19 protein-coding genes and 1 pseudogene are annotated in these 21,497 nt (G+C 55.7%); 1 reads left to right on the forward strand and 19 read right to left on the reverse strand.

The genetic code is table 11. From position 1 onward, the window contains the following. Positions 1 to 634 (reverse strand): annotated as a pseudogene (locus tag HMPREF1144_RS27215) (isochorismate synthase MenF); the annotation flags it as partial. A 97-nt stretch (positions 635 to 731) separates the two neighbouring features. Beyond that, a complete protein-coding gene (locus HMPREF1144_RS27220; RefSeq protein ID WP_004852808.1) occupies positions 732 to 1,193 on the reverse strand; it encodes a GNAT family N-acetyltransferase in 462 nt (153 codons plus the stop codon). A 184-nt stretch (positions 1,194 to 1,377) separates the two neighbouring features. Here HMPREF1144_RS27220 and rnz point away from each other — a divergent pair, with 184 nt between their 5' ends. Continuing rightward, positions 1,378 to 2,298 (forward strand): ribonuclease Z, encoded by a 921-nt coding sequence (rnz, locus tag HMPREF1144_RS27225; RefSeq protein ID WP_009654647.1) that lies wholly within the window; start codon positions 1,378 to 1,380, stop codon positions 2,296 to 2,298. 46 nt (positions 2,299 to 2,344) lie between these two features. On the opposite strand, the gene HMPREF1144_RS27230 is transcribed toward rnz, so the two are convergent. The 17 genes from HMPREF1144_RS27230 to nuoE all read right to left on the reverse strand — a co-directional run bounded on the left by HMPREF1144_RS27230 (position 2,345) and on the right by nuoE (position 21,495). Beyond that, positions 2,345 to 2,875, reverse strand: coding sequence for a tyrosine-type recombinase/integrase (locus HMPREF1144_RS27230; RefSeq protein WP_004852812.1), 531 nt, complete (start codon positions 2,873 to 2,875; stop codon positions 2,345 to 2,347). A 34-nt stretch (positions 2,876 to 2,909) separates the two neighbouring features. Next, entirely contained in the window at positions 2,910 to 3,419 is a 510-nt protein-coding gene (locus HMPREF1144_RS27235; protein WP_009654661.1) for a fimbrial protein, read from the reverse strand. A 12-nt stretch (positions 3,420 to 3,431) separates the two neighbouring features. Further along, the gene (locus HMPREF1144_RS27240; RefSeq protein WP_004852817.1) at positions 3,432 to 4,472 is read right to left on the reverse strand and encodes a fimbrial protein; all 1,041 of its coding nucleotides are present in this window, start codon (positions 4,470 to 4,472) and stop codon (positions 3,432 to 3,434) included. Between the two features lie 19 nt (positions 4,473 to 4,491). Beyond that, entirely contained in the window at positions 4,492 to 7,041 is a 2,550-nt protein-coding gene (locus HMPREF1144_RS27245) for a fimbria/pilus outer membrane usher protein (RefSeq protein WP_004852819.1), read from the reverse strand. 30 nt (positions 7,042 to 7,071) lie between these two features. Further along, positions 7,072 to 7,734: a molecular chaperone gene (locus HMPREF1144_RS27250; RefSeq protein ID WP_009654669.1), complete on the reverse strand. Its 663-nt coding sequence runs from the start codon at positions 7,732 to 7,734 to the stop codon at positions 7,072 to 7,074. A gap of 62 nt (positions 7,735 to 7,796) precedes the next feature. After that, the gene (locus HMPREF1144_RS27255; RefSeq protein WP_009654652.1) at positions 7,797 to 8,333 is read right to left on the reverse strand and encodes a fimbrial protein; all 537 of its coding nucleotides are present in this window, start codon (positions 8,331 to 8,333) and stop codon (positions 7,797 to 7,799) included. A gap of 425 nt (positions 8,334 to 8,758) precedes the next feature. Further along, on the reverse strand, positions 8,759 to 9,310 hold the full coding sequence (locus HMPREF1144_RS27260; RefSeq protein WP_009654663.1) for a tyrosine-type DNA invertase: 552 nt from the start codon (positions 9,308 to 9,310) through the stop codon (positions 8,759 to 8,761). Positions 9,311 to 9,511: 201 nt separating this feature from the next. Continuing rightward, positions 9,512 to 10,969: an NADH-quinone oxidoreductase subunit NuoN gene (gene nuoN, locus HMPREF1144_RS27265; RefSeq protein ID WP_004852828.1), complete on the reverse strand. Its 1,458-nt coding sequence runs from the start codon at positions 10,967 to 10,969 to the stop codon at positions 9,512 to 9,514. Between the two features lie 6 nt (positions 10,970 to 10,975). Further along, on the reverse strand, positions 10,976 to 12,505 hold the full coding sequence (nuoM, locus tag HMPREF1144_RS27270) for an NADH-quinone oxidoreductase subunit M (RefSeq protein WP_004104059.1): 1,530 nt from the start codon (positions 12,503 to 12,505) through the stop codon (positions 10,976 to 10,978). A gap of 163 nt (positions 12,506 to 12,668) precedes the next feature. Further along, positions 12,669 to 14,510, reverse strand: coding sequence for an NADH-quinone oxidoreductase subunit L (gene nuoL / locus HMPREF1144_RS27275; RefSeq protein WP_042928629.1), 1,842 nt, complete (start codon positions 14,508 to 14,510; stop codon positions 12,669 to 12,671). After that, positions 14,507 to 14,809, reverse strand: coding sequence for an NADH-quinone oxidoreductase subunit NuoK (gene nuoK, locus HMPREF1144_RS27280; RefSeq protein WP_004104062.1), 303 nt, complete (start codon positions 14,807 to 14,809; stop codon positions 14,507 to 14,509). The genes nuoL and nuoK overlap by 4 nt, the downstream gene beginning before the upstream one ends. Next, positions 14,806 to 15,360, reverse strand: a complete 555-nt coding sequence (nuoJ, locus tag HMPREF1144_RS27285) for an NADH-quinone oxidoreductase subunit J (protein ID WP_004852836.1) — start codon at positions 15,358 to 15,360, stop codon at positions 14,806 to 14,808. Before nuoJ ends, nuoK begins: the two co-directional genes overlap by 4 nt. 10 nt (positions 15,361 to 15,370) lie before the next feature. Next, positions 15,371 to 15,913: an NADH-quinone oxidoreductase subunit NuoI gene (nuoI, locus tag HMPREF1144_RS27290; protein ID WP_004104066.1), complete on the reverse strand. Its 543-nt coding sequence runs from the start codon at positions 15,911 to 15,913 to the stop codon at positions 15,371 to 15,373. 14 nt (positions 15,914 to 15,927) lie between these two features. Continuing rightward, entirely contained in the window at positions 15,928 to 16,905 is a 978-nt protein-coding gene (gene nuoH, locus HMPREF1144_RS27295) for an NADH-quinone oxidoreductase subunit NuoH (RefSeq protein WP_004104068.1), read from the reverse strand. Further along, entirely contained in the window at positions 16,902 to 19,628 is a 2,727-nt protein-coding gene (gene nuoG, locus HMPREF1144_RS27300) for an NADH-quinone oxidoreductase subunit NuoG (protein WP_004852839.1), read from the reverse strand. Before nuoG ends, nuoH begins: the two co-directional genes overlap by 4 nt. 32 nt (positions 19,629 to 19,660) lie before the next feature. Next, complete coding sequence (gene nuoF, locus HMPREF1144_RS27305; protein WP_004852841.1) at positions 19,661 to 20,998, reverse strand: NADH-quinone oxidoreductase subunit NuoF; 1,338 nt, start codon at positions 20,996 to 20,998, stop codon at positions 19,661 to 19,663. Further along, positions 20,995 to 21,495 carry an NADH-quinone oxidoreductase subunit NuoE gene (gene nuoE, locus HMPREF1144_RS27310; RefSeq protein ID WP_004104075.1) on the reverse strand — a complete coding sequence of 167 codons (501 nt, stop codon included), beginning with the start codon at positions 21,493 to 21,495 and terminating at the stop codon, positions 20,995 to 20,997. The genes nuoF and nuoE overlap by 4 nt, the downstream gene beginning before the upstream one ends. Positions 21,496 to 21,497 lie beyond the last annotated feature (2 nt).

Raw genomic sequence — 21,497 nt, forward strand, 5'->3', positions numbered from 1 at the left:
CCGCCATAATCGCTCCGGCGTTTAACGGGGCGGCGAAGTGCAAATCGGTGGCGCGAGCCAGCACCACTTTTTCCATCTCCCCCGCCGCTATCGCCTGCGTCGCCTGCGCAATCAGCTCTCGCCACTGCGGATAAGCCGGGAAATGCTGTTCGCTCAGCAGAGAGGGCATCTCGGTAGCCTGCGCCTGTTTCGCCACCAGCGAATCGAGAAATTCACGTGCCGCACGGGCATCATCGCGTAGCGAGGTCTCGCTATATAATACCAGGCGCAGCGTGGCGCTGCCGCCCAGCCGACGCCACTCCAGCCTCGGCAAGATCAACAGGCCCTGCTGAGGATGAAAAGCATTAAGGCCACAAATTCGCAGATCGTCACGCCCCTGCTGGCGCAAAAAAGCGTGCGCCAGCTCAAGGGAAGCAAAGATTTGCACCGCCCCCAGCGCGGCCAGTTCTTCATCGCCGCTGCGCTGCTGCCAGTAGAACTGCGGCCACTGCGGCTGATGCGTGCACCACAAAAGCGGATCAAATGCGTCATTTAGCGCGAAGGGGACATCGAAAATTCGCGTGCCGGGCGATGGCGGGAATGCTTCATCCAGGCAGCGATACAGGCTTTCCAGCGCGGTGGATACAGACAGCACGCAAACCTCCACGGAGTAAAAACCCCACATTATACGGGGTACTACTGAGGAATAGCAGTACCCACGATGAGGGAGCGGCTTTTAATTAGCGCGGCGGTTAGTGGGTGGCGATTTCGAACGCCATGCCGATATGGTCAATGCCGTCCTCGTCGTAAACCTCGGTCACCGGCACAAAACCGAAGCTGGCGTAGAATTTTTGCAGGTGCGCCTGGGCGCCAAGATAAATAGCCTTTTGCGGCCAGTGTTGCCGGCAGCTGGCCAGCGCCTGTTCCATCAGCTGATAGCCCAGCTTCTCGCCGCGCACCGCCTGGCTGACAATCACCCGGCCAATCACCACCGGTTCAAACTCATCATCGCTCTTGAGAATGCGCGCGTAGGCTACCAGCTCATCGCCGCGCCAGCCGAGAAGATGGCGATTTTCCCCCACCAAATCGTCGCCGTCGACGTCCTGATAGGCGCAGGTTTGTTCGACAACGAACACCGCACAGCGTAATTTCAGCACGGCGTAGAGCTGTGGGACGGTCAGTTCACCGTGGTGAAGATCCTGCCATGTAATCATCTGCGCTTCCTTAATTAATTTTAACCCTAAATAATTCAAGTGGCATGAAGGCGGCCAGCGAGTGAATCCCCAGGAGCTTACATGAGTAAGTGACTGGGGTGAACGAGTGCAGCCAACACACATGCAACTTGAAGTATGACGGGTATACTTTGTTTTTTGACTCTCGCCCTAAGGACACTGGACGATGGAATTACTCTTTTTGGGGACATCCGCTGGCGTGCCTACCCGTACGCGTAATATGACGTCGATAGTGCTGAATTTGCAACAGCCAACAATGGCTGAGATGTGGCTGTTCGACTGCGGGGAAGGAACGCAGCATCAGTTTCTGCGCACCCCTTATCATCCCGGCAAGCTGAATAAGATTTTTATTACGCATTTACATGGCGATCATCTCTTCGGTCTCCCCGGCCTGCTGTGCAGCCGCTCGATGCAGGGTAATTCTCTGCCGCTGACGCTGTATGGACCGAAAGGACTTAAAGCGTTCGTGGAAACCGCGCTGCGCCTCAGCGGCTCCTGGACCGATTACCCGCTGACGATTATCGAAGTCGGGCCGGGGCTGGTGCTCGATGAAGCCGGCTTCCGGGTCACCGCCTGGCCGCTCAACCATCCGGTCGAATGCTATGGCTATCGTATCGAACAGCATGATAAGCCGGGCACCCTTGACGCCGTGCAGCTTATCGCCGAAGGCGTGCCTCCCGGTCCGTTATTTCAGCGCTTAAAACAGGGATTAACGGTTGAGCTGGAAGATGGACGGCGGATTGACGGCAGCCGCTACCTCGGCCCGGCAACGCCGGGTAAGAAGCTGGCTATTTTCGGCGATACCGCCCCCTGCGAGGCGGCGCGGGAACTGGCCCAGGGCGTGGATATCATGGTTCACGAGGTGACGCTCGAACAGGCGATGGCGGAAAAAGCAAACAGCCGCGGGCATTCAACCAGTCAGCAAACGGCGGCGCTGGCGCACGATGCGGGCGTCGGCACGCTTATCGCCACCCACTTTAGCTCTCGCTATGACGCTGAAGGCTGCCAGCGTCTGCTGGCAGAGTGCAGAGAGGTATTTCCGTCTACCGTGCTGGCGGAAGATTTCATGACATATACCGTAGAATAAAAAAGCGGCGTACCGCGGCAGAGAGACGTCGCGAATACGCCAGCCATTACTCTTCAGCATAGCTGTTATAACGCAGAATAGATTTTAAATTGCGATAGCCCAGGTAATCCAGGATCGAGTCGTCATCAATTCCTTTTTTTCCCAGCTCATAGCCGCACGCATGGCGCAGCATCCGGGGATGAATATTTTGCTTCAGCTTCGCCAGCTCGCAGCACTCACGAATAATTTGATAAAAACGCTGGCGAGTTATCTGATTACCCCGGGAAGAGATAAACAGCAAATCGTTATGGGCCGGGTAACACTCTCTGGCCAGCAGCCAGCGCTGTAATGAGATAATCTCTTTAGGTTGTAAGGGATGATACCCAGAGATACCATGACGCGCCCGGCGAATATAAATTCGTTTCCCCGGAAGGTCGACATCCCGCAAGGTCAAGGCGGTAATTTCGTTAATCCGACAACCGTGCAAAAAACACATCTGGATCATGCAGCTATTTCTCTCGGGGTGCGCGCAATAATGTGCGGCAAGCACCAGACGCTCAACGTCCTTGACGCTCAGATATTCCGTATCTTCCTGCATACGTTCTTCCTTTTCATCCATTTAGCTTATAAAATTATTGATAGGTAAAAGTCAGCTGTACAATAGACTCAAATTTACCCACCGTTGCTCCACCCCGGGTCGAATATAAGCGGGCAGCAAGCGGGAATACGCCTTTCCCGGTACTGCCGTCGATAGCAATACTCATCTGGTCCTGATTTTTATAGATAGTAGAATGATCGCTACTGGTGATTTCCAGTGCAATATTCTGCGCCGCGTCGCTGGCGGCCATATTGGCAAAATGTCTGGCATCATCCCCGTCGATAACGCCGTCAAATTTTACCGTGGCTTTTGTTGTCCCCGCCGGGCAGTTTTCGACATTCAGATAAAAAGATTTCCACTCTGAAGCGTTACCGGCCGTTTGAAAGTCAATATTCAGGAGCGGGCCAAAATTAACCTCTTGATACTTCGTATCGGTACTGACGTCACAGGGGAGATAATAAATATTACCCTTCACGTTCAGAGGGATGCCGCCCCAGGATGAAAAAACAGGCAGCAGCAATGCCAACCATAGCGCCTTTTTCATTATCGACTCCTGCTATTCAATTTCTGCCTGAATGGTTGCCGTGGCGGTAAAGCCACCGCCGCTGGGTAAATTCCCGGTGGTATTAATCGGATAAATTTTCATAGTCGTATCCCCGGTCTGATTCGGGTAATTAAAATTAACCGACAGTAAACCTGAAATAACGGGTATTTTGACGCCGGTAATATTTTCAATGCGCACCGCAATATCACGATTGGTGGTTGCCAGCGCAGTACTATCGTTAGTATCCGCCATTCCCTGGAACGACAGCGCGATTTTTACCCCAGCGGATATATTGGTACAAGCCACCGTCATATTAACAACATGTGGAGAGAAGTCCTTCGGCATCTGGCCCGCAGTTTTAAAATGGTTGGCGGCAATATCCTCAAAATCAATATTAATCGGTTTGCCGGTATTAATCTCGCAGGACTGCGGAACCGTTACCGACCCGCTCATTGAAATTTGCGTCAGGGGAATACCGCTGTAGCTACCCGTTTTTCGCGTCCCGTAGACACTCAGAATAACCGTCGGAGGGATCGTCACCTGGCCAACAAAAGGCCGGGTAAAATAAAGCGAAATGTATCCCAGCGACCCTGTATCAAAAATCGCGCCGCCGGGGTTACAGGCAAAGCTCTGGTTATTCTGATTACTTTTATCCTCGATCGGCGTAGGTATATATTTATTCACCCCACCGGCAATAAATAACTCGGTGGCAATTTCCAGATATTTATTTAACTGGTAATAATTTAATCCGTTGCGGCTTTGCGTCGCGGTAAGGCCTGGCACCGTGGCTTTAAAATACGTCACCCCGCTGGCGCTATCACAGTCACATTTTGCCTTGTAAGTTCCCCCGGTACTCCAGTGGTACAAACGGGGAAACTCCATTCCGGCCTGATTTTGTGAGGGATTAGTAAAGCTTTCAATAAATGAAAAGCTGTCCTGAAAAGGCGCCCCGCCATTACCGGTATTCTGACACCATCCGGTTGCCGCCATCGCCTGCGGCGCGATCGCCAGCGCCGTCAGGCCCGCTAATATTCCCCATGAAAATCGTTTCATCGTTTCTGCATCCTTTCAATTATCGGCATTGCGCCTGGGCCACAATAATGCCGGTAAGTTCTTTTGCTGACGGCAGCGCATAGTGAATCTGGCAGCGTTCTTGCGCCCCGGAGCCCCACTTAACGTTGAGTACGCCGTTAGATTCCAGTCCGGTCAGGTAGACCTGTCCGCCATCACCAACGATAAACGCCTGCTCAGAGGATGCCGCCCCGGGGACGCTGACCATGGCTCCGAAAGGCAGGGGTTGCCCGTTCTCCTGGCGTACCGTCATCAGTACCCGGTTACCCACGCTGGTGGCATAATTTGCGCGAACCACCGCCCCGCGGGTAGGCACGACCGTCTGCGCCGCCAACTCGAGGTCGACATTGTCCGGCATCGTCGTAGTATCAAGCGTCAGGATATTCTTACGATACGGCGAGGCGTAAGGCACAACGGTATAGCCTCGCCAGTCGGTTCTGACCCCTGTCTGGCTATTCACGCCGACGCCTGCGGCACCGGGCGCCTTGATTAAAGCGACGGTTTCGCCGAAAGGCTGCCCCAGCGTCAGGCCATTTTCATGTACCAACGCTCCGCCGCGCAGGGCGTAGTTCAGCCGATGGCTGTATTTATCATGACTGTAGCCGCCGGTAAGTTCAGCATAGGTTGCGCGCCAGTCCGCATTGACGCTGCCGCTCTCCCCTCTTCCCTGGCTGGTGTAGCCTTCCTGCACGCTCCAGCTCAGGTTATTACGCTCCAGCAAGGTGCCGGAGAGGCCCAGATTGTTGCTGGTGGAGCCATTTTTGCTGCTGTTCAGGGAGTAGTTGGCATAAACCGGCTTCGGTAGCCATTCCCCCAAAGGCACGCTGATGCTCAGGGCAAAGAGGTGGTCTTCGTCATTACGCTTACCGGTGTTCTGGTCGGTAGTATTGCGGTTATAGCTGTAGTTCATGCTATAGCTGATGCCGCGCCAGCTGTTGTTGTATCCGACGCCCACTGACTCCATGGTGCGGCCGGTATTCCAGTAATCCTCGCGAATATAGCTCAGCGACAGCGACCCCATTTCTTCGCCAAGGCTCTGGCTGATAGTCACTTCTCCCCGATTACGCCGCCGTTCAATAGAAGGCGTGTAGTTGTCATCCCGATAGGTATCCAGCACTTCCTGCATATCCCAGTAACCGCTGGTCGCATAGCGATATCCCGCCAGGCTTACGTTAGTTCCCAGCCCCGGGAGGTCTTTGCTATAACGGAGACGTACCGACTGTCCGCTCTCTTTATCTTTATCCTGTCGGGTCGACCAGGCCTGGATAATATCGGTTGATACGGCGCCCAATTCACCGAGGTTTTTCCCCATCCCCAGCGCCACCGACTGGTACTTACTGCTAAACTGACCGCCGCCGTACAGGGTTAACCCCCAGGGCAAGCCGTAGATTGCCGTCGCCTGAGTGATGGGCGTTTCGTCAATGCTGTTGTCGTAGGCGCGATACACGCCGGAGGTCACGCTATATTTCAGACGCCCTTCACGCTGCAGAACAGGGAGCGACGCATAAGGCACGATCAGGTTCTGCTCGCTGCCGTCCGCCTCTTTGATAGTGACGGCTAAATCACCCGAGCCGCCGGTCGGGTACATATCGGTGATTTCAAAAGCGCCAGGCGCAACGTAGGTCTGGTAAATCTCATAGCCGTTCTGGCGAATAATGACCTGAGCATTAGTGCGCGCAATCCCGCGAACGACGGGCGCATAGCCGCGCAGGCTTTCCGGCAGCATATCGTCATCGGAAGCCAGCATCGCCCCGCGGAAGGGAACACCCTCAAAAACATCGGCGTCCGTGCTGCTATCGCCCAGCGTCATCACTCCCTGTAGCGATTTGATGTTGCGCTGCGCATAGGTATAAACCGTGTCCCAACTATTACTGGACTCTCCCCCGCTGCTGCTGCGCGCCCAGGTGGTATAGTTACGTAAACGCCACGGCCCGACGTTGATACCGGGGCGCAGGTTAACGTATTGGTTATCGCTGTCCGGCGTATCGTTCTGACGTGACCAGTTATTTGCCCCGCTAAAGGAGTAATTCAGCAGGAGTGCCGGCACTCCGTCATCCCACTGTTTCGGATCCACCCAACCGCGTGCGGCGCTGGTTACCGCCGCCTGCGGGAAGCTCAATAGCAGGCGCTGCTGGCTGAAGCGAAAATCGGATTTTGCCTGCGGTATCACGCTGATATCCGCGCATCCGGGTAACCTGCGGCCCAGCTCTGGAAATTGGGAGACGCGTACGCCCCATTCGGCCAGATCGTCTACCGTCAGGCAAGGCTGAAGTTCCGCCGTTCCCAGGACTTTGCTCTGCTGAAAAGCCACATCGCGAGTATCCATAAATTCGTTATTAAGATAAATATCAACCCGATAGGTGCCGGGCAACTGACCGCCAGCCTGCTCGTAAGCGGATAAATCCCTGACGCCCGTATGAGGGCCGTCCATTTCCAGCAGGGCAGGGTTAAAAACATCCCGCGCCAGGACCTCATCGCACAGCGGTAGCAGCGCAACGGCCAGAGCGCTGGCTATCCGGTTCAGCCGCCATTTATTATGATTATTTTTCATTTTCTCTGGAACTCCCTGGCCTGAAAGCCTTTACAAATTCGCGTGGTGCAGTTCGCCGGTACCGCCATAATCGTTAATCAGTTTCCACTGCAAAGCGCCCGCACTGACGCCCGGCAGTTGAAAGCGCGCCGTTTCCCCCGGCCCCACCCAATTGGCCTCTTTAACTTCGGCGCCCCCCACTTTGACCTCGGCAAAATTCATATAAAAGGCGGTGGGATTCATGACCTGTAGCGTATTGCCGCTGCGCGTCCAGCGAAGCTGCTCCGTCACCATCTCAGGCGTTCCCTGAACGGATTTAGGTCGATAAATTAATTTGATGCGCGTTTTGATAGCGATCTGTAAGGTATTTGCGCCGGCTTTAGCCTGAGAAGAGGGAATCGCTTTGATGTTCATCCAGAACATACTTTCTTTATTTTCCGGTAAGCCACCGCTGTAAATTACCCGAAGTCGGGTCTGCTGTTCGCCCTCAAGGCGAAATAAAGGCGGCGTTAACAGAAAAGGGGCTGCGCCCTTATTACTTTCAACCCAGCTTTGAATGAGATAAGGCGTAGCATCATTATTGGTTACGCTCAATGAGGACTCTTTTTTACCGCCGGGATAAATCAGACGAGTGCCGCCGGTCACTACGCCCGCATGTGCCGCAGCACCAACCAACAGCCATCCAGCTATTAGCACTTTCAGGTATTTTTGCATCTCCAGCTCCCTGGAAAAGCGAGCCACATAGGGCTCGCTAACACTGTCATATAGAAGGAAAATTAGTTATAGCTGATTGTAAAGTTGGCTGTACCGTTAGCCTTACCGGCAACGATGGCGGTCTCAGTCTGGATATAACGGACGCGGAACGGCAGATCGATATTGCCGGTAGCGGGGATGGTCAGGCTGGTAGAACGCGTATAGAGCGGCAGCGTCGCGTTTTTGCTGGCATCAACCAGCTGCAGGGCCACGCCTTCGGCAACGTCAGGATCGGTACCCGCTCCGGTCAGCTGCAGTTTTTCATTATCGCCGTTGACGTTAGCGCCGGAGAACAGTACCGATGCTTTGGTGACGGTAGTCGGGCAGTTTTCCAGTTTGATCGCGAAATTCTGTTCAGCCGCAGTAGACCCCGTACCGCTAAACGAGGTCTTGGCAATCTGCCCCATCTGAACTTCCAGCGGGTTGGACAGGTCGTTCACCACGTCGCAGCCCGCATCAATAATATCGCCGATAAACTTCACCTGACCGTCATCCGCCAGCGCAGCACCAGAGAACGCCGCGCAACCAGCGACAACAGCAGCAAGTAATGTTTTTTTCATGATTTATCCTTTCCAATGCAGTCAATGCATTAACTTATAAGCGCAATACCCTGCGCATCCTTTTATTTACGTTTGATATTAATAACGCAACAAAACATTGACCCATAAAATGGATATAATATTTCGAAGTGGTCATTATGTATCAATATGACCACCTCAATTAATTAGAATATAAATTGCCAGGGAAGGCGTTTTTTATTTCATATTTTTCAGGAAAAATCCCAATCAACACGATAAAAAGCTAAAGAATGAGAGGTGGAACAAACCATACATAAAGCCAATTAAAACAATTAAAAAATAAATGACACCTATACTTAATATAACCATATGAAAATAATAGTAAAAAATATTGTTAATCATGAATTGACATTGTTACTACCTGTGGATAGCATAGGAGTCAGTTTGATACAAAATGACTATTCCGTTTACCAAACCTCTCTAAACCTCGCATCATTACTGGCTGTATAGATAACCGTGTGCTGAATATTCCGATGTCCAAGAAAGTCCTGAATTAATCGCGTATCCACCCCCTTATTAGCCAGCGCGAAACCGCATGCGTGGCGCAGCATATGCGGATGCGCGTTGATTTCCAGTTGGGCGACGAGGCTCAGATTCTTCATCATCTGGTATATTCTCTGCCGGGATAAAGGCTGACCATTTCGTGACAGAAAGAGCCAGCCAGAATTATTTCCGGGATAATTATTACGCACGCGCAACCATTCTTTGAGTACCTTTACCTCTTGTTTATAAATAGGATGAGTGGTTGAAAAGCCGTTCTTCAGTCGACGAATATAAATGACCCCACTTTGAATATCGATATCAGAGAGCTTCCAATGACGAATTTCGCTCACTCGACAACCATGATTAAAACACATCCACAGTAAACAGACATCGCGCTCCGGGTTTGCTCCCCACCTGGCCGCTTCAACCAAACGCTGAACCTCCCCGACAGTCAAATGCTTACGTCTTGTTTTCATTCACTTTCTCCATCTATAAAACACAATAGTGTGCGCAGTAATAATAGTACGGAAAATAAGAGGAGGAGTGGAAACGTAAAGTGAGATTAATATGATAAAAAGCATGAATAATACGAAAAAGAGCAAAGAAAGTGCTCATCGCTTTCGTGAAGATAAAAAAAGGACCGCCGAAGCGATCCTTTTCTCTACCGACAGATAGCATTACATCAGCGGCGTAGCCAATTGTACGATGCTGATGAGCGGCTGCGGCCAAACGCCCAGCACCAGCACCAGCAGCGCGGAGATGAGCACCACGATGCCTCCGGCGCTGTACTGCCAGTTAGACGGCGCATCGCGATTCAGTTTCTCCGGCGCGCTCAGATAGAGGCTCACCGCCACGCGCAGGTAGTAGTAGAGGCCAATCGCTGAACCCACCACTACCGCGCCGACCAGCCACCACAGGTGCGCATGCACACCCACCGCCAGCACGTAGAACTTACCAATAAAGCCCAGCGTCATCGGAATACCGGCAAGAGACAGCATCATCACCGTCATTACCGCCGACAGAATCGGACGATGCCAGAACAGGCCGCGGTAGGAGTAGAGCGAATCGGCATCCGGGCCGCGGTACGGGCTGGACATCAGGCTCACCACGCCGAACGCGCCGAGGCTGCTGAACAGGTACCCTGCCAGGTAAACGCCCACCGCTTCCATCGACATCTCACCGCTCTGCAGAGCAATCAGCGCCACCAGCAGATAGCCAAGATGAGAAATGGAAGAGTAGCCCAGCAGACGTTTAATATTGGTCTGGCTCAGGGCCATCAGGTTCCCGAAGATAATCGAAGCAAAGGCGATCAGGCCCAGCACCACGCGTACCGCCTCGCTGTCGCCCACCGGCATATAGAGGAACAGGCGCATGACCACGCCAAAGATGGCGATTTTACTGGCGGTCGCCAGGAAGGTGGAAACCGGAGCAGGCGCGCCCTGGTATACGTCCGGCGTCCACAGATGGAACGGCACCAGCGACAGCTTAAAGCCGAGACCGACAATCATCAGACCGAGACCAGCCAGCAGCAGCGGCTCATGCAGCATGCCATCCGTCAGGCTCTTACCGAGCGCCAGGAAGGAGAGGTTACCGGAGTTGGCATACACCAGCGCCATACCGAACAGCAGAAACGAAGAGGCAACGGCGGACAGAATCGTGTATTTGATACTGGCTTCCAGCGAACGTTTCTGGCGGAAGGCGTAGCCCACCAGGCCGAACAGCGGCAGCGAAATCAGCTCAATGCCGAGGAACAGCGCTGCCAGATGGTTAGCGCCCGCCAGCAGAATACCGCCCAGCGCGGCGATCAGCACCAGAAGATAGAACTCTTCTTTGTTGTCCTTGTAACCCTCAAGCCACGGGTAGGCGAAAGTACAGGTGGCGAGGCTCGCCAGCAGCACCAGCCCGGTATAGAGCATCGCGTAACCGTCAACGCGAATCAGCGGCGTGACGTCCATCGCTCCGTTCTGACCCACGAACCAGAGTGATATCAGCGCGGCGTTCAGGCCGAGAACCGACAGCGTGGCATTGAGGAAATGATTGCGTCGCCACGCAATGGAGAGCATCACAACCACCACCGTCAAGCCGACGATCAGCAGCGGTAGCAGTGCGATCAGTTGTTGTGGAGTTATTGTCATGGCGAATTACGGCCTTGTAGTAGAAACAGAATTAACAAACCACTGCTGAATGTTGCTCATCGCAGAGTGCGAGGTGTCCAGAATCGGCTGCGGGAAGAAGCCCAGCAGCACCAGCAGAACGACCAGCAGCAGGATGATCGACAGTTCACGCAGGGACATTCCCGGCAGCGCTTTCGCGGCGATTTCGCTTTTTGCTTTACCAAAGTACGCGCGATGCAGCATCGACAGCGAGTACACGGAAGCGAACACCAGACCAAAGGTCGAAATAACGGTAATCACCGGCACGGTTTTATAGCTGCCGAACAGAATCATAAATTCGCCGACGAAGTTACCGGTACCCGGCATCCCGAGGGTCGCGACCGCAAAGAACATCGACAGCGCAGGCAGCCACTTGATCTTGCTCCACAGACCGCCCATCTGACGCATATCGCGCGTATGCAGACGCTCGTAAAGCTGACCGCAAAGAATAAACAGGCCGGCAGCGGACAGACCGTGAGCAATCATCTGAATCACCGCGCCCTGATAAGCCAGCTGGCTGCCGGTGTAGATAGCAATCAGCACGAAGCCCATGTGGGAAACGGAGGTGTAAGCAATCAGACGCTTGATATCGTACTGGCTGAAGGCCATCCACGCGCCGTAGAAGATACCGATGACGCCCAGCCACATTGCGATGGGGGCAAATTCGGCGGAAGCGTTCGGGAACAGCGGCAGCGCAAAGCGCAGCAGGCCGTAGGCCGCGGTTTTCAACAGGATCCCCGCGAGGTCAACGGAACCCGCGGTCGGCGCCTGAGAGTGCGCATCCGGCAGCCAGCCGTGCAGCGGAACCACCGGCATTTTTACCGCGAAAGCGATAAAGAAGCCCAGCATCAGCAGGTATTCCACGCCGTGGGACATCGGCGTCTTCAGCAGCTCTTCATAGTTGAAGGTCCATACGCCGGTAGCGTTGAAGTGAACAAACGCCAGCGCCAGGATGGATATCAGCATCACCAGACCGCTCGCCTGGGTATAAATGAAGAACTTGGTTGCCGCCGTGATACGCGTTTTACCGTCGGAAGCCTTATGGCCCCACAGCGCGATCAGGAAGTACATCGGCACCAGCATCATTTCCCAGAAGAAGAAGAACAGGAACAGGTCGATAGCCAGGAATACGCCGATCACGCCGCCCAGGATCCACATCAGGTTAAGATGGAAAAACCCCTGATATTTCTCGATTTCGCGCCATGAACAGAGCACCGCCAGCACGCCGAGCAGCCCGGTCAGCACCACCATCAGCAGCGACAGACCGTCGATAGCCAGATGAATGCTAATCCCGAATCGCGGGATCCACGGCATCACGAATTCCGACTGCCACTGCGGAATACCGGTAGATTGCGTGAGAGAATAGCCGCCCTGCATCCACAACTGCAGGCCAAGCAGAAACGTCAATCCCATAGTGATCAGCGCGATCCAGCGCGGCATCTTCACGCCAAAGCGTTCAGTCTGCCAGCACAGGAAGCCGCCGATGAAGGGAATTAATATTAGCCAGGGTAATAACATGGCGATCTTTATTCCTTGTTAAAGTCCCGTTCAGGACCGATTTTCAACGAATTCTCACAGAAAATTCACTTCGGATTGCGGGTGTTATTGCCCGGCAGCGCTATGCTTGCCGGGCCTACTGCTTGTAAGTCGGGTTAACCGACAACGCCCACAATCCTCAAACTCAACGCAATACCATCAGCAGCGCCAGCACCACGACAGCGCCAATGCCCATTGAAGCCACGTACCAGCGCAGATAGCCATTCTCGCTCACCACCAGGCCTTTGCCTGCGAAACGGGAAAGGATCGCCGGAATGTTCATCAGGGCATTCAGCGGGTCGCTCTTCAACAGCCACGCCACGCCGAGGAACGGCTTAACGAACACTTTGTCATACAGCCAGTCAAAGCCCCAGGCGTTGTACCACCAGGTACCGAGCAGACGACCCGGCGCGCTGTTGGCAATCGACGTCACCAGCGTGCGTTTACCCAGCCACAGCCAGGCGGCAATCAGAATACCGGCGATAGCAATCACCCCGGAGGCAATTTCCAGCGTCATGACGCGTCCGTGTTCAAGCTCGGTGGTCTGCGGCAGTACGCCTTCCAGCGGCGGCACAATCAGCGCGCCAACGAAGGTCGAGAGCACCAGCAGCACAATCAGCGGCAGATGATGGGTAATCCCCTTCCCTGCGTGAGCGTGAATTTGTTCTTTGCCGTGGAACACGATGAAAATCATACGGAAGGTGTACAGGGAGGTCATAAACGCCCCGACCAGGCCGGCAACCATCAGATTCAGATGACCTTTCGCCATCGCGCCCGCCAGAATCTCATCCTTACTGAAGAAGCCTGCCGTCACCAGCGGCAGCGCGGACAGCGCCGCTCCCCCCACCAGGAAGCAGACGTATACCAGCGGAATAGACTTACGCAGACCGCCCATCTTGAAGATATTCTGTTCGTGGTGGCAGGCCAGAATCACCGAACCGGACGACAGGAACAGCAGCGCTTTAAAGAACGCATGGGTCATCAGATGGAAAATCGCCGCATCCCACGCCTGCACGCCGAGCGCGAGGAACATGTAGCCAATCTGGCTCATAGTGGAATACGCGAGCACGCGTTTGATATCGGTCTGCACCAGCGCGGCGAAGCCTGCCAGCACCAGCGTTACCGCTCCGACGATACCCACCAGATGCAGAATTTCCGGGGTCATCAGGAACAGGCCATGGGTACGCGCAATCAAGTAGACGCCGGCGGTCACCATGGTGGCGGCGTGGATCAGCGCGGAGACCGGGGTTGGACCGGCCATCGCGTCCGCAAGCCAGGTCTGCAACGGCAGCTGCGCAGATTTACCCACCGCGCCGCCCAGCAGCATCAGAGTTGCCCACCACAGCATGTTATTACCGGCTTCGAAATGTGCAGGCGCCAGTTCGACCATTTCGCGGAAGTTCAGGGTGCCCAGCTCGTTGTAGAGAATGAACAGCGCGAACGCCAGGAACACGTCGCCGACGCGGGTCACCACAAAGGCTTTCATCGCAGCCGCGCCGTTCTTCGGATCGGTGTAGTAGAAGCCGATCAGCAGATAGGAGCACAGGCCCACGCCTTCCCAGCCGAGATACATCAGCAGCAGGTTATCAGCGAGCACCAGAACCACCATGCTGGCGATAAACAGGTTGGTATAGGCGAAGAAGCGGGAGTAGCCCTCTTCGCCGCGCATGTACCAGGAGGCGAACATGTGGATCAGGAAGCCGACGCCGGTCACCACGGACAGCATGGTCAGAGAGAGACCGTCCAGCACCAGGTTGAAGCCGACGTTGAAGTCGCCCACCGACATCCAGGTCCACAGCGGCACGCTGACCGCCTGTTTGCCGTTGGCGAAGAAGTCAACGCCGACAAAGGCCGTGACCAGCGCCGCCAGGCCTACCGAGCCTACCCCCACGGTGGCGGATAAGTTTTCCGACCAGCGGCCACGGGAGAAGGCCAGCAAAACAAAGCCAATCAATGGCAAAAGAATGGTTAAGGCAAGCATGTTCATCCGCGCAACTCACTTACTGAATCGATGTTCAGGTTCTGGCGACGACGATGGAGCTGCAGCAGCAGCGCCAGGCCGATACTCGCTTCCGCGGCGGCGAGGGTGATGGCGAGGATATACATTATCTGGCCATCGGTCTGGCCCCAGTAGCTCCCTGCAACCACGAAAGCCAGCGCCGCGGCATTGATCATGATCTCCAGGCTAATCAGCATAAACAGCAGATTGCGGCGGATAACCAGCCCCGTCAGGCCGAGGACAAACAGGACAGAGGCGAGGATCAGTCCATGTGTTAAGGGGATCATGCGTGTTCCTCCGTTTTTCTTTTATCGCTGTCGTTCGGACGGTTGCTCAGCACTTCCCCGACGCGCTCTTCACGGCCGATATGGAAGGCAACAACCAGGCCCGCGAGCAGCAGCATGGAGGCCAGCTCCACCGCCAGAACGTACGGACCAAACAGCGCAATACCGACCTCTTTGGCGTTAATCGCCGCGCCGTCGATACCCTGATCGTTAATACCAAGGATGGCGTAAACGATAACCACAAGCAGTACCGCTGCGAGAACGGCCGGACCGATCCAGATCCCAGGTTTCAGCCACTGACGCTCCTGCTCAATTTCGCTGCCGCCCAGGTTGAGCATCATCACCACGAACACGAACAGCACCATGATGGCCCCGGCGTAGACGATAATTTCCAGCGCACCGGCGAAATAGGCCCCTAAGGAGAAGAACACCCCGGCGATCGCCAACAGCGAAATGATCAGGTACAGCAGCGCGTGCACCGGATTGGTATGGGTGATCACCCGCAGGGTTGCGAGGATGGCTATCAGGCCACAGATATAAAAAGCGAATTCCATTGCCCTCTCCTTACGGTAACAGGCTCTTGACGTCGATAGGCTTAGCTTCGTTCTCTGCTTCGCCCTTATCTTTGCCGTCGATTGCCATACCCGCCATCCGGTAGAAGTTATATTCCGGGTATTTACCCGGACCGGAAATCAGCAGATCCTCTTTTTCGTACACCAGATCCTGACGTTTGTATTCGCCCAGCTCAAAGTCCGGGGTCAACTGAATCGCCGTGGTCGGGCACGCTTCTTCGCACAGGCCGCAGAAAATGCAGCGCGAGAAGTTGATGCGGAAAAACTCCGGGTACCAGCGGCCATCTTTGGTCTCCGCTTTTTGCAGAGAGATACAGCCTACCGGACAGGCTACCGCACACAGGTTACAGGCAACACAGCGCTCTTCGCCGTCCGGATCGCGCGTCAGCACGATGCGGCCACGGTAGCGCGGCGGCAGATATACCGGCTCTTCCGGGTACATCCGAGTTTCTCGTTTGGCAAAGGCGTGCATCCCGATCATGCAGATACTGCGGACCTGGGTGCCAAACCCTACCAATAATTCTTTTAAGGTCATGGTCAATTCACCCCTTATTGCGCCTGCCAGAGAATGACAGCCGCCGTTACCAACAGGTTGATCAGCGTTAACGGCAGGCATACCTTCCAGCCAAAGGACATTACCTGGTCATAGCGCGGACGCGGTAATGATGCGCGGATCAAAATGAACATCATCATAAAGAACGCGGTTTTCAGCGCGAACCAGATGAAAGGAGGTAACCATGGGCCATTCCAGCCGCCGAAGAACAGCGTCACAATCAGCGCCGATACGGTAACAATCCCAATATATTCACCGACGAAGAACAGACCGAACTTCATGCCGGAGTATTCGATGTGATAACCGTCAGCCAGCTCCTGTTCCGCTTCCGGTTGGTCAAACGGGTGACGGTGACATACCGCTACGCCCGCAATCGCAAAGGTCACGAAGCCAAAGAACTGAGGGATGACGTTCCACAGATGCGCCTGGTTGTTGACGATATCGGTCATGTTGAATGAACCGGCCTGCGCCACCACGCCCATCAGGGAAAGCCCGAGGAACACTTCGTAGCTCAGGGTCTGGGCAGAAGCACGCATCGCGCCAAGCAGCGAGTATTTGTTGTTGCTCGACCAGCCGGCGAACAGCACCGCATAGACCGCCAGACCTGCCATCATCAGGAAGAACAGGATCCCGATGTTCAGATCGGCCACCACCCACGTCGGGCTGACCGGCACAATGGCGAAGGCCAGCAGCAGCGAAGTAAAGGCAATAACCGGCGCCAGAGTAAAGATCACGCGATCCGAGAAGCGCGGAACCCAGTCCTCTTTAAAGAACATTTTGATCATGTCGGCGACGAGCTGCAGCGAACCGCCCCAGCCCACGCGGTTAGGCCCGTAACGATTCTGGAACAGCCCCAGCAGACGACGTTCGCCAAAGCTCATAAACGCGCCGCAGGTCACCACCACCAGCAGAATCACCACCGCTTTAAGGATGCCTAACAGAATGTCGATGAGATCGGGAGTTAACCAACTCATGCTTTCGCCTCCTGCAGAGTATCAATACGCGCTCCGGTCAGCACCGGCGCAATCCCTGGCATGCCCATCGGTAAGCCAACCTGCCCTGCCGTCAGCCCGGCCGAGATTACCAGCGGCAGGCTAAGCGCCTGGCCATCAACGCTGAAGGAAACCATCGCCCCTTCGTTCACGCCAAGCTTCGCGGCATCTGCCGGGTTCAGCTTAACGTACGGCTGCGGCATGCGGCTCTGGAATACCGGCGCACGCTGCGACAGCTCGTCGCTGCCGAACAGATGGTAGTAAGGCGCGATACGCCATTTCCCTTCTTCAGCCTGGAAGCTTGCCGGTACCGCGGTAAAGTACTCAAGACCACTGGCGGAGGCTTCAATCAGACGCACGCCCGGATCGCCGTGGCGCAGTTTACCGCCCACTTCATCCTGGAACTTGTTCCACGCCTGCGGGGAGTTCCAGCCCGGAGCCCAGGCAAAGGGAATTTGCGAGCGCGGCGCGGACGGCTGGTTGTTCCCTTCCATGGAGAAGGCAAACATGGTGTCTTTATCCTGCGGCTGACGGGGTTCATGCACGCTGATGTTGGCGCGCATCGCCGTACGACCGCTATAGCGGTGCGGTTCACGGGCCAGCTTCTGACCGCGAATGCGGAAGGTCGCATCCGGCGCGGCGTCTTTGATACCGGCCAGCTGCGGTAGCGCGGCAATGGCGGCGTCAATCACGTGGTCCAGCTGCGTCCAGTCAACCTGGCGGTTGTTAACGGTGCTGTGCAATGAGTGCAGCCAGCGCCAGCTTTCCAGCATCACGGTTTTCGCGTCGTAGTAGGCCGGGTCGTAAACCTGGAAGAAGCGCTGGGCGCGACCTTCGTTGTTGACCACGGTACCGTCGCTTTCCGCGAAGCTTGCCGCGGAGAGCACCAGATGCGCTTTTTCCATAATTGCCGTACGCTGATGGTCAACCACCATTACCAGCGGCGCTTTCGCCAGCGCCGCGTCAACGCGGGCGGCTGAAGCGTGGCGGTGCAGGTCGTTTTCGAGCACGATAACCGCATCGGCGTTACCGGTCTCCAGTTCGCTCAGCGCCTCTTCAAGCGAGCCGCCGCCGATCATCCCAAGGCCTACGCTGTTCACTGCCCGGGCGACCATGGTCACGCCAACGTCAGCACCGCGGCCTTTCAGGGCTTTCGCCACGTTGGCGGCGGCCTGAATCACCTCGATGCTGCCGGCGTTGGTTCCGGAAACAATCAGCGGTTTTTTCGCTCCGGCTAACGCCTGAACGATCACGTCGATTTTGCCTTTCAGCTCGCTGCTCAGTCCTTCAACCGCCGGCGCGCTATCGTCCAGCGCGTGGGCGATGGCGAAGCCAAGACGCGCCTGATCTTCCACCGGCGCGCGGTAGGTCCATGCGGCGATATCATCAAGACGCGTGTCGTCGATATTGGTCACGAACAGGGGATGCTTCGCGCGCTGGCCGATATTAAGGATCGCGGCGATCTGCCAATCGGCGACTTTCTGCGCCGCCGCCATTTCACGCGCTTTGCCTTTCACCGCCTGACGCACCGCCAGCGCGATACGCGCGCCGGTCTGGGTAATGTCCTCACCGAGGATCAGCACCGCATCGTAGGATTCGATCTCGCGCAGCGCCGGGGTATGAATACCGCCTTCGCGCAGCACTTTCAGCATCATCTGCAGGCGCACTTGTTCGCCCTTCGCGATGCCGGTATAGAAGTTTTCGGCACCGACCAGCTCGCGCAGCGCAAAGTTGCTTTCAATGCTGGCGCGCGGGGAGCCGATACCAATCACCTTCTTCGATTGGCGCAGAATATCTGCCGCCCCCTGCATCGCCTGTTCGGCGTTGAGGGTGATCAGATCGTCACCGCGGCGCTGAACCGGCTGACGCGGACGATCTTTCAGATTGACATAGCCATAGCCGAAACGACCGCGGTCGCAGAGGAAGTAACGGTTAACGGTACCGTTATAACGGTTTTCTATACGACGCAGTTCGCCGTAGCGCTCGCCGGGGCTGATGTTACAGCCGATGGAACACTGCTGGCAGATGCTTGGCGCAAACTGCATGTCCCACTTACGGTTATAGCGCTCGGAGTGCGTTTTATCGGTAAAGACGCCGGTCGGACAGACTTCCACCAGGTTACCGGAGAACTCGCTTTCCAGCGTACCGTCTTCCGGGCGGCCAAAGTAGACGTTGTCGTGAGCGCCGTAGACGCCCAGGTCGGTACCGTCGGCATAGTCTTTGTAGTAGCGAACGCAGCGGTAGCAGGCGATGCAACGGTTCATTTCGTGAGAGATGAACGGCCCCAGATCCTGGTTGCGGTGAGTACGCTTGGTAAAGCGGTAGCGACGGAAGCTATGACCGGTCATTACGGTCATATCCTGTAAGTGGCAGTTGCCGCCCTCTTCGCACACCGGACAGTCGTGCGGGTGGTTGGTCATCAGCCACTCAACTACGCTTTCGCGGAACTGCTTCGCTTCTGCGTCGTCGATGGAAATAAAAGTGCCGTCGGATGCCGGTGTCATACAGGACATCACCAGGCGGCCACGCGTGTCTTCCGCGTTCTGATATTGCTTCACCGCACACTGGCGGCAAGCACCAACGCTTCCCAGCGCCGGATGCCAGCAAAAATAGGGAATATCAAGGCCCAAAGAGAGACAAGCTTCTAGCAGGTTGTCCGCTCCATTGACCTCGTACTCTTTGCCGTCTACATGAATCGTAGCCATTAGCGTGCTTCCAAAATAAAAAAACCTTTAGATTACCAGCGCGTCTTAAGCAGGTTCGGCTGAATCCCGTTGATTGCATGGGTATTGCTGAACTGCTGTTTAATGCCAGCTTCGAATTCTTCGCGGAAATATTTAATCGCGCTCTGTAGGGGCTCAACCGCACCCGGCGCGTGCGCGCAGAAGGTTTTACCCGGACCGAGGAATCGACACAGTTGCTCAAGCGTCTCGATATCCCCCGGCTGGCCTTCGCCGCGCTCGAGAGCGCGCAGAATTTTCACGCTCCACGGCAGACCGTCACGGCAAGGCGTACACCAGCCGCAGGACTCACGGGCAAAGAACTCTTCCAGGTTGCGTACCAGCGGCACCATGCCAATCTCATGGTCAACCGCCATCGCCAGCGCGGTGCCCAGACGGCTGCCCGCTTTACCAATGCTTTCGAACTCCATCGGCAGGTCGAGATGCGCTTCGGTCAGGAAGTCGGTGCCCGCGCCGCCCGGCTGCCAGGCTTTGAACTTCAGGCCATCGCGCATGCCGCCCGCGTACTCTTCGAGGATCTCGCGCGCGGTGGTGCCGAACGGCAGCTCCCAGACGCCCGGATTCTTCACGCGGCCGGAGAAACCCATCAGCTTGGTGCCGGCGTCTTTACTGGTCGAAATGTTCTGATACCACTCGACGCCGTTGGCCAGAATCGCCGGAACGTTGCACAGGGTTTCAACGTTGTTTACGCAGGTCGGTTTGCCCCAGACGCCGGAGCTGGCCGGGAACGGCGGCTTCGAACGTGGGTTGGCGCGGCGGCCTTCGAGGGAGTTAATCAACGCGGTTTCTTCACCGCAGATATAGCGCCCTGCCCCGGTGTGCACAAACAGTTCGAAGTCAAAACCGGTGCCAAGGATATTTTTACCCAACAGGCCCGCTTCGGTCGCTTCGGCAATGGCCCGGCGCAGATGCTGCGCCGCTTCGATATATTCGCCGCGCAGGAAGATATAGCCGCGCCAGGCTTTCAGCGCGAACGCGGAGATCAGCATGCCTTCCACCAGCAGGTGCGGCAGCTGTTCCATCAGCAGGCGGTCTTTATAGGTGCCCGGCTCCATTTCATCAGCGTTACACAGCAGGTAACGGATGTTCATGGACTCGTCTTTCGGCATCAGGCTCCACTTCAGACCGGTGGAAAAGCCCGCGCCGCCGCGCCCTTTCAGGCCGGCGTCTTTTACCGCAGTGACGATTTCATCCGGCGCCATACCGGAAAGCGCTTTACGCGCCCCGGCGTAGCCGTTTTTACTCTGGTATTCATCCAGCCATACCGGCTGTTTGTCGTCGCGCAGACGCCAGGTTAACGGATGGGTTTCGGCAGTACGAATAATGGTTTTCATTTATACCGCTCCAGGAGGTCAGGAATCGCTTCCGGCGTCAGATAACTGTGAGTGTCCTCATCAATCATCATGGTCGGCCCCTTGTCGCAGTTGCCCAGGCAGCAGGTCGGCAGCAGAGTGAAGCGGCCATCAAAGGTGGTTTGACCCGGTTTGATATCCAGCTTCTTCTCAATCGCCGACTGAATGCCCTGGAACCCGGTGATGTGGCACACCACGCTGTCGCAGTAGCGAATCACGTGACGGCCCACCGGCTGGCGGAAAATCTGGCTATAGAAGGTCGCAACGCCTTCTACGTCGCTGGCCGGGATCCCCAGCACATCGGCGATAGCGTAGATTGCGCCGTCCGGCACCCAGCCGCGCTGCTTCTGAACGATCTTCAGCGCTTCAATGGACGCCGCACGCGGGTCTTCGTAGTGGTGCTTCTCGTGCTCAATCGCCTCACGCTCTGCCGCACTCAGCTCAAAAGCCTCGGTTTGTGGTTGTTGATTCTCGTGCATAA

The sequence above is a fragment of the Klebsiella sp. OBRC7 genome, from assembly GCF_000293135.1.
Taxonomy (GTDB): domain Bacteria; phylum Pseudomonadota; class Gammaproteobacteria; order Enterobacterales; family Enterobacteriaceae; genus Klebsiella; species Klebsiella michiganensis.

Bases quoted from the DNA above. Each gene is read 5' to 3' on its own strand.
- HMPREF1144_RS27230 (WP_004852812.1), bottom strand. From the start codon at position 2,875: ATGCAGGAAGATACGGAATATCTGAGCGTCAAGGACGTTGAGCGTCTG.
- nuoK (WP_004104062.1), bottom strand. From the start codon at position 14,809: ATGATCCCCTTAACACATGGACTGATCCTCGCCTCTGTCCTGTTTGTC.
- nuoH (WP_004104068.1), bottom strand. From the start codon at position 16,905: ATGAGTTGGTTAACTCCCGATCTCATCGACATTCTGTTAGGCATCCTT.
- rnz (WP_009654647.1), top strand. From the start codon at position 1,378: ATGGAATTACTCTTTTTGGGGACATCCGCTGGCGTGCCTACCCGTACG.
- nuoL (WP_042928629.1), bottom strand. From the start codon at position 14,510: ATGAACATGCTTGCCTTAACCATTCTTTTGCCATTGATTGGCTTTGTT.
- HMPREF1144_RS27240 (WP_004852817.1), bottom strand. From the start codon at position 4,472: ATGAAACGATTTTCATGGGGAATATTAGCGGGCCTGACGGCGCTGGCG.
- nuoE (WP_004104075.1), bottom strand. From the start codon at position 21,495: ATGCACGAGAATCAACAACCACAAACCGAGGCTTTTGAGCTGAGTGCG.
- HMPREF1144_RS27220 (WP_004852808.1), bottom strand. From the start codon at position 1,193: ATGATTACATGGCAGGATCTTCACCACGGTGAACTGACCGTCCCACAG.
- HMPREF1144_RS27245 (WP_004852819.1), bottom strand. From the start codon at position 7,041: ATGAAAAATAATCATAATAAATGGCGGCTGAACCGGATAGCCAGCGCT.
- HMPREF1144_RS27235 (WP_009654661.1), bottom strand. From the start codon at position 3,419: ATGAAAAAGGCGCTATGGTTGGCATTGCTGCTGCCTGTTTTTTCATCC.
- HMPREF1144_RS27260 (WP_009654663.1), bottom strand. From the start codon at position 9,310: ATGAAAACAAGACGTAAGCATTTGACTGTCGGGGAGGTTCAGCGTTTG.
- nuoN (WP_004852828.1), bottom strand. From the start codon at position 10,969: ATGACAATAACTCCACAACAACTGATCGCACTGCTACCGCTGCTGATC.
- HMPREF1144_RS27250 (WP_009654669.1), bottom strand. From the start codon at position 7,734: ATGCAAAAATACCTGAAAGTGCTAATAGCTGGATGGCTGTTGGTTGGT.
- HMPREF1144_RS27255 (WP_009654652.1), bottom strand. From the start codon at position 8,333: ATGAAAAAAACATTACTTGCTGCTGTTGTCGCTGGTTGCGCGGCGTTC.
- nuoF (WP_004852841.1), bottom strand. From the start codon at position 20,998: ATGAAAACCATTATTCGTACTGCCGAAACCCATCCGTTAACCTGGCGT.
- nuoJ (WP_004852836.1), bottom strand. From the start codon at position 15,360: ATGGAATTCGCTTTTTATATCTGTGGCCTGATAGCCATCCTCGCAACC.
- nuoM (WP_004104059.1), bottom strand. From the start codon at position 12,505: ATGTTATTACCCTGGCTAATATTAATTCCCTTCATCGGCGGCTTCCTG.
- nuoG (WP_004852839.1), bottom strand. From the start codon at position 19,628: ATGGCTACGATTCATGTAGACGGCAAAGAGTACGAGGTCAATGGAGCG.
- nuoI (WP_004104066.1), bottom strand. From the start codon at position 15,913: ATGACCTTAAAAGAATTATTGGTAGGGTTTGGCACCCAGGTCCGCAGT.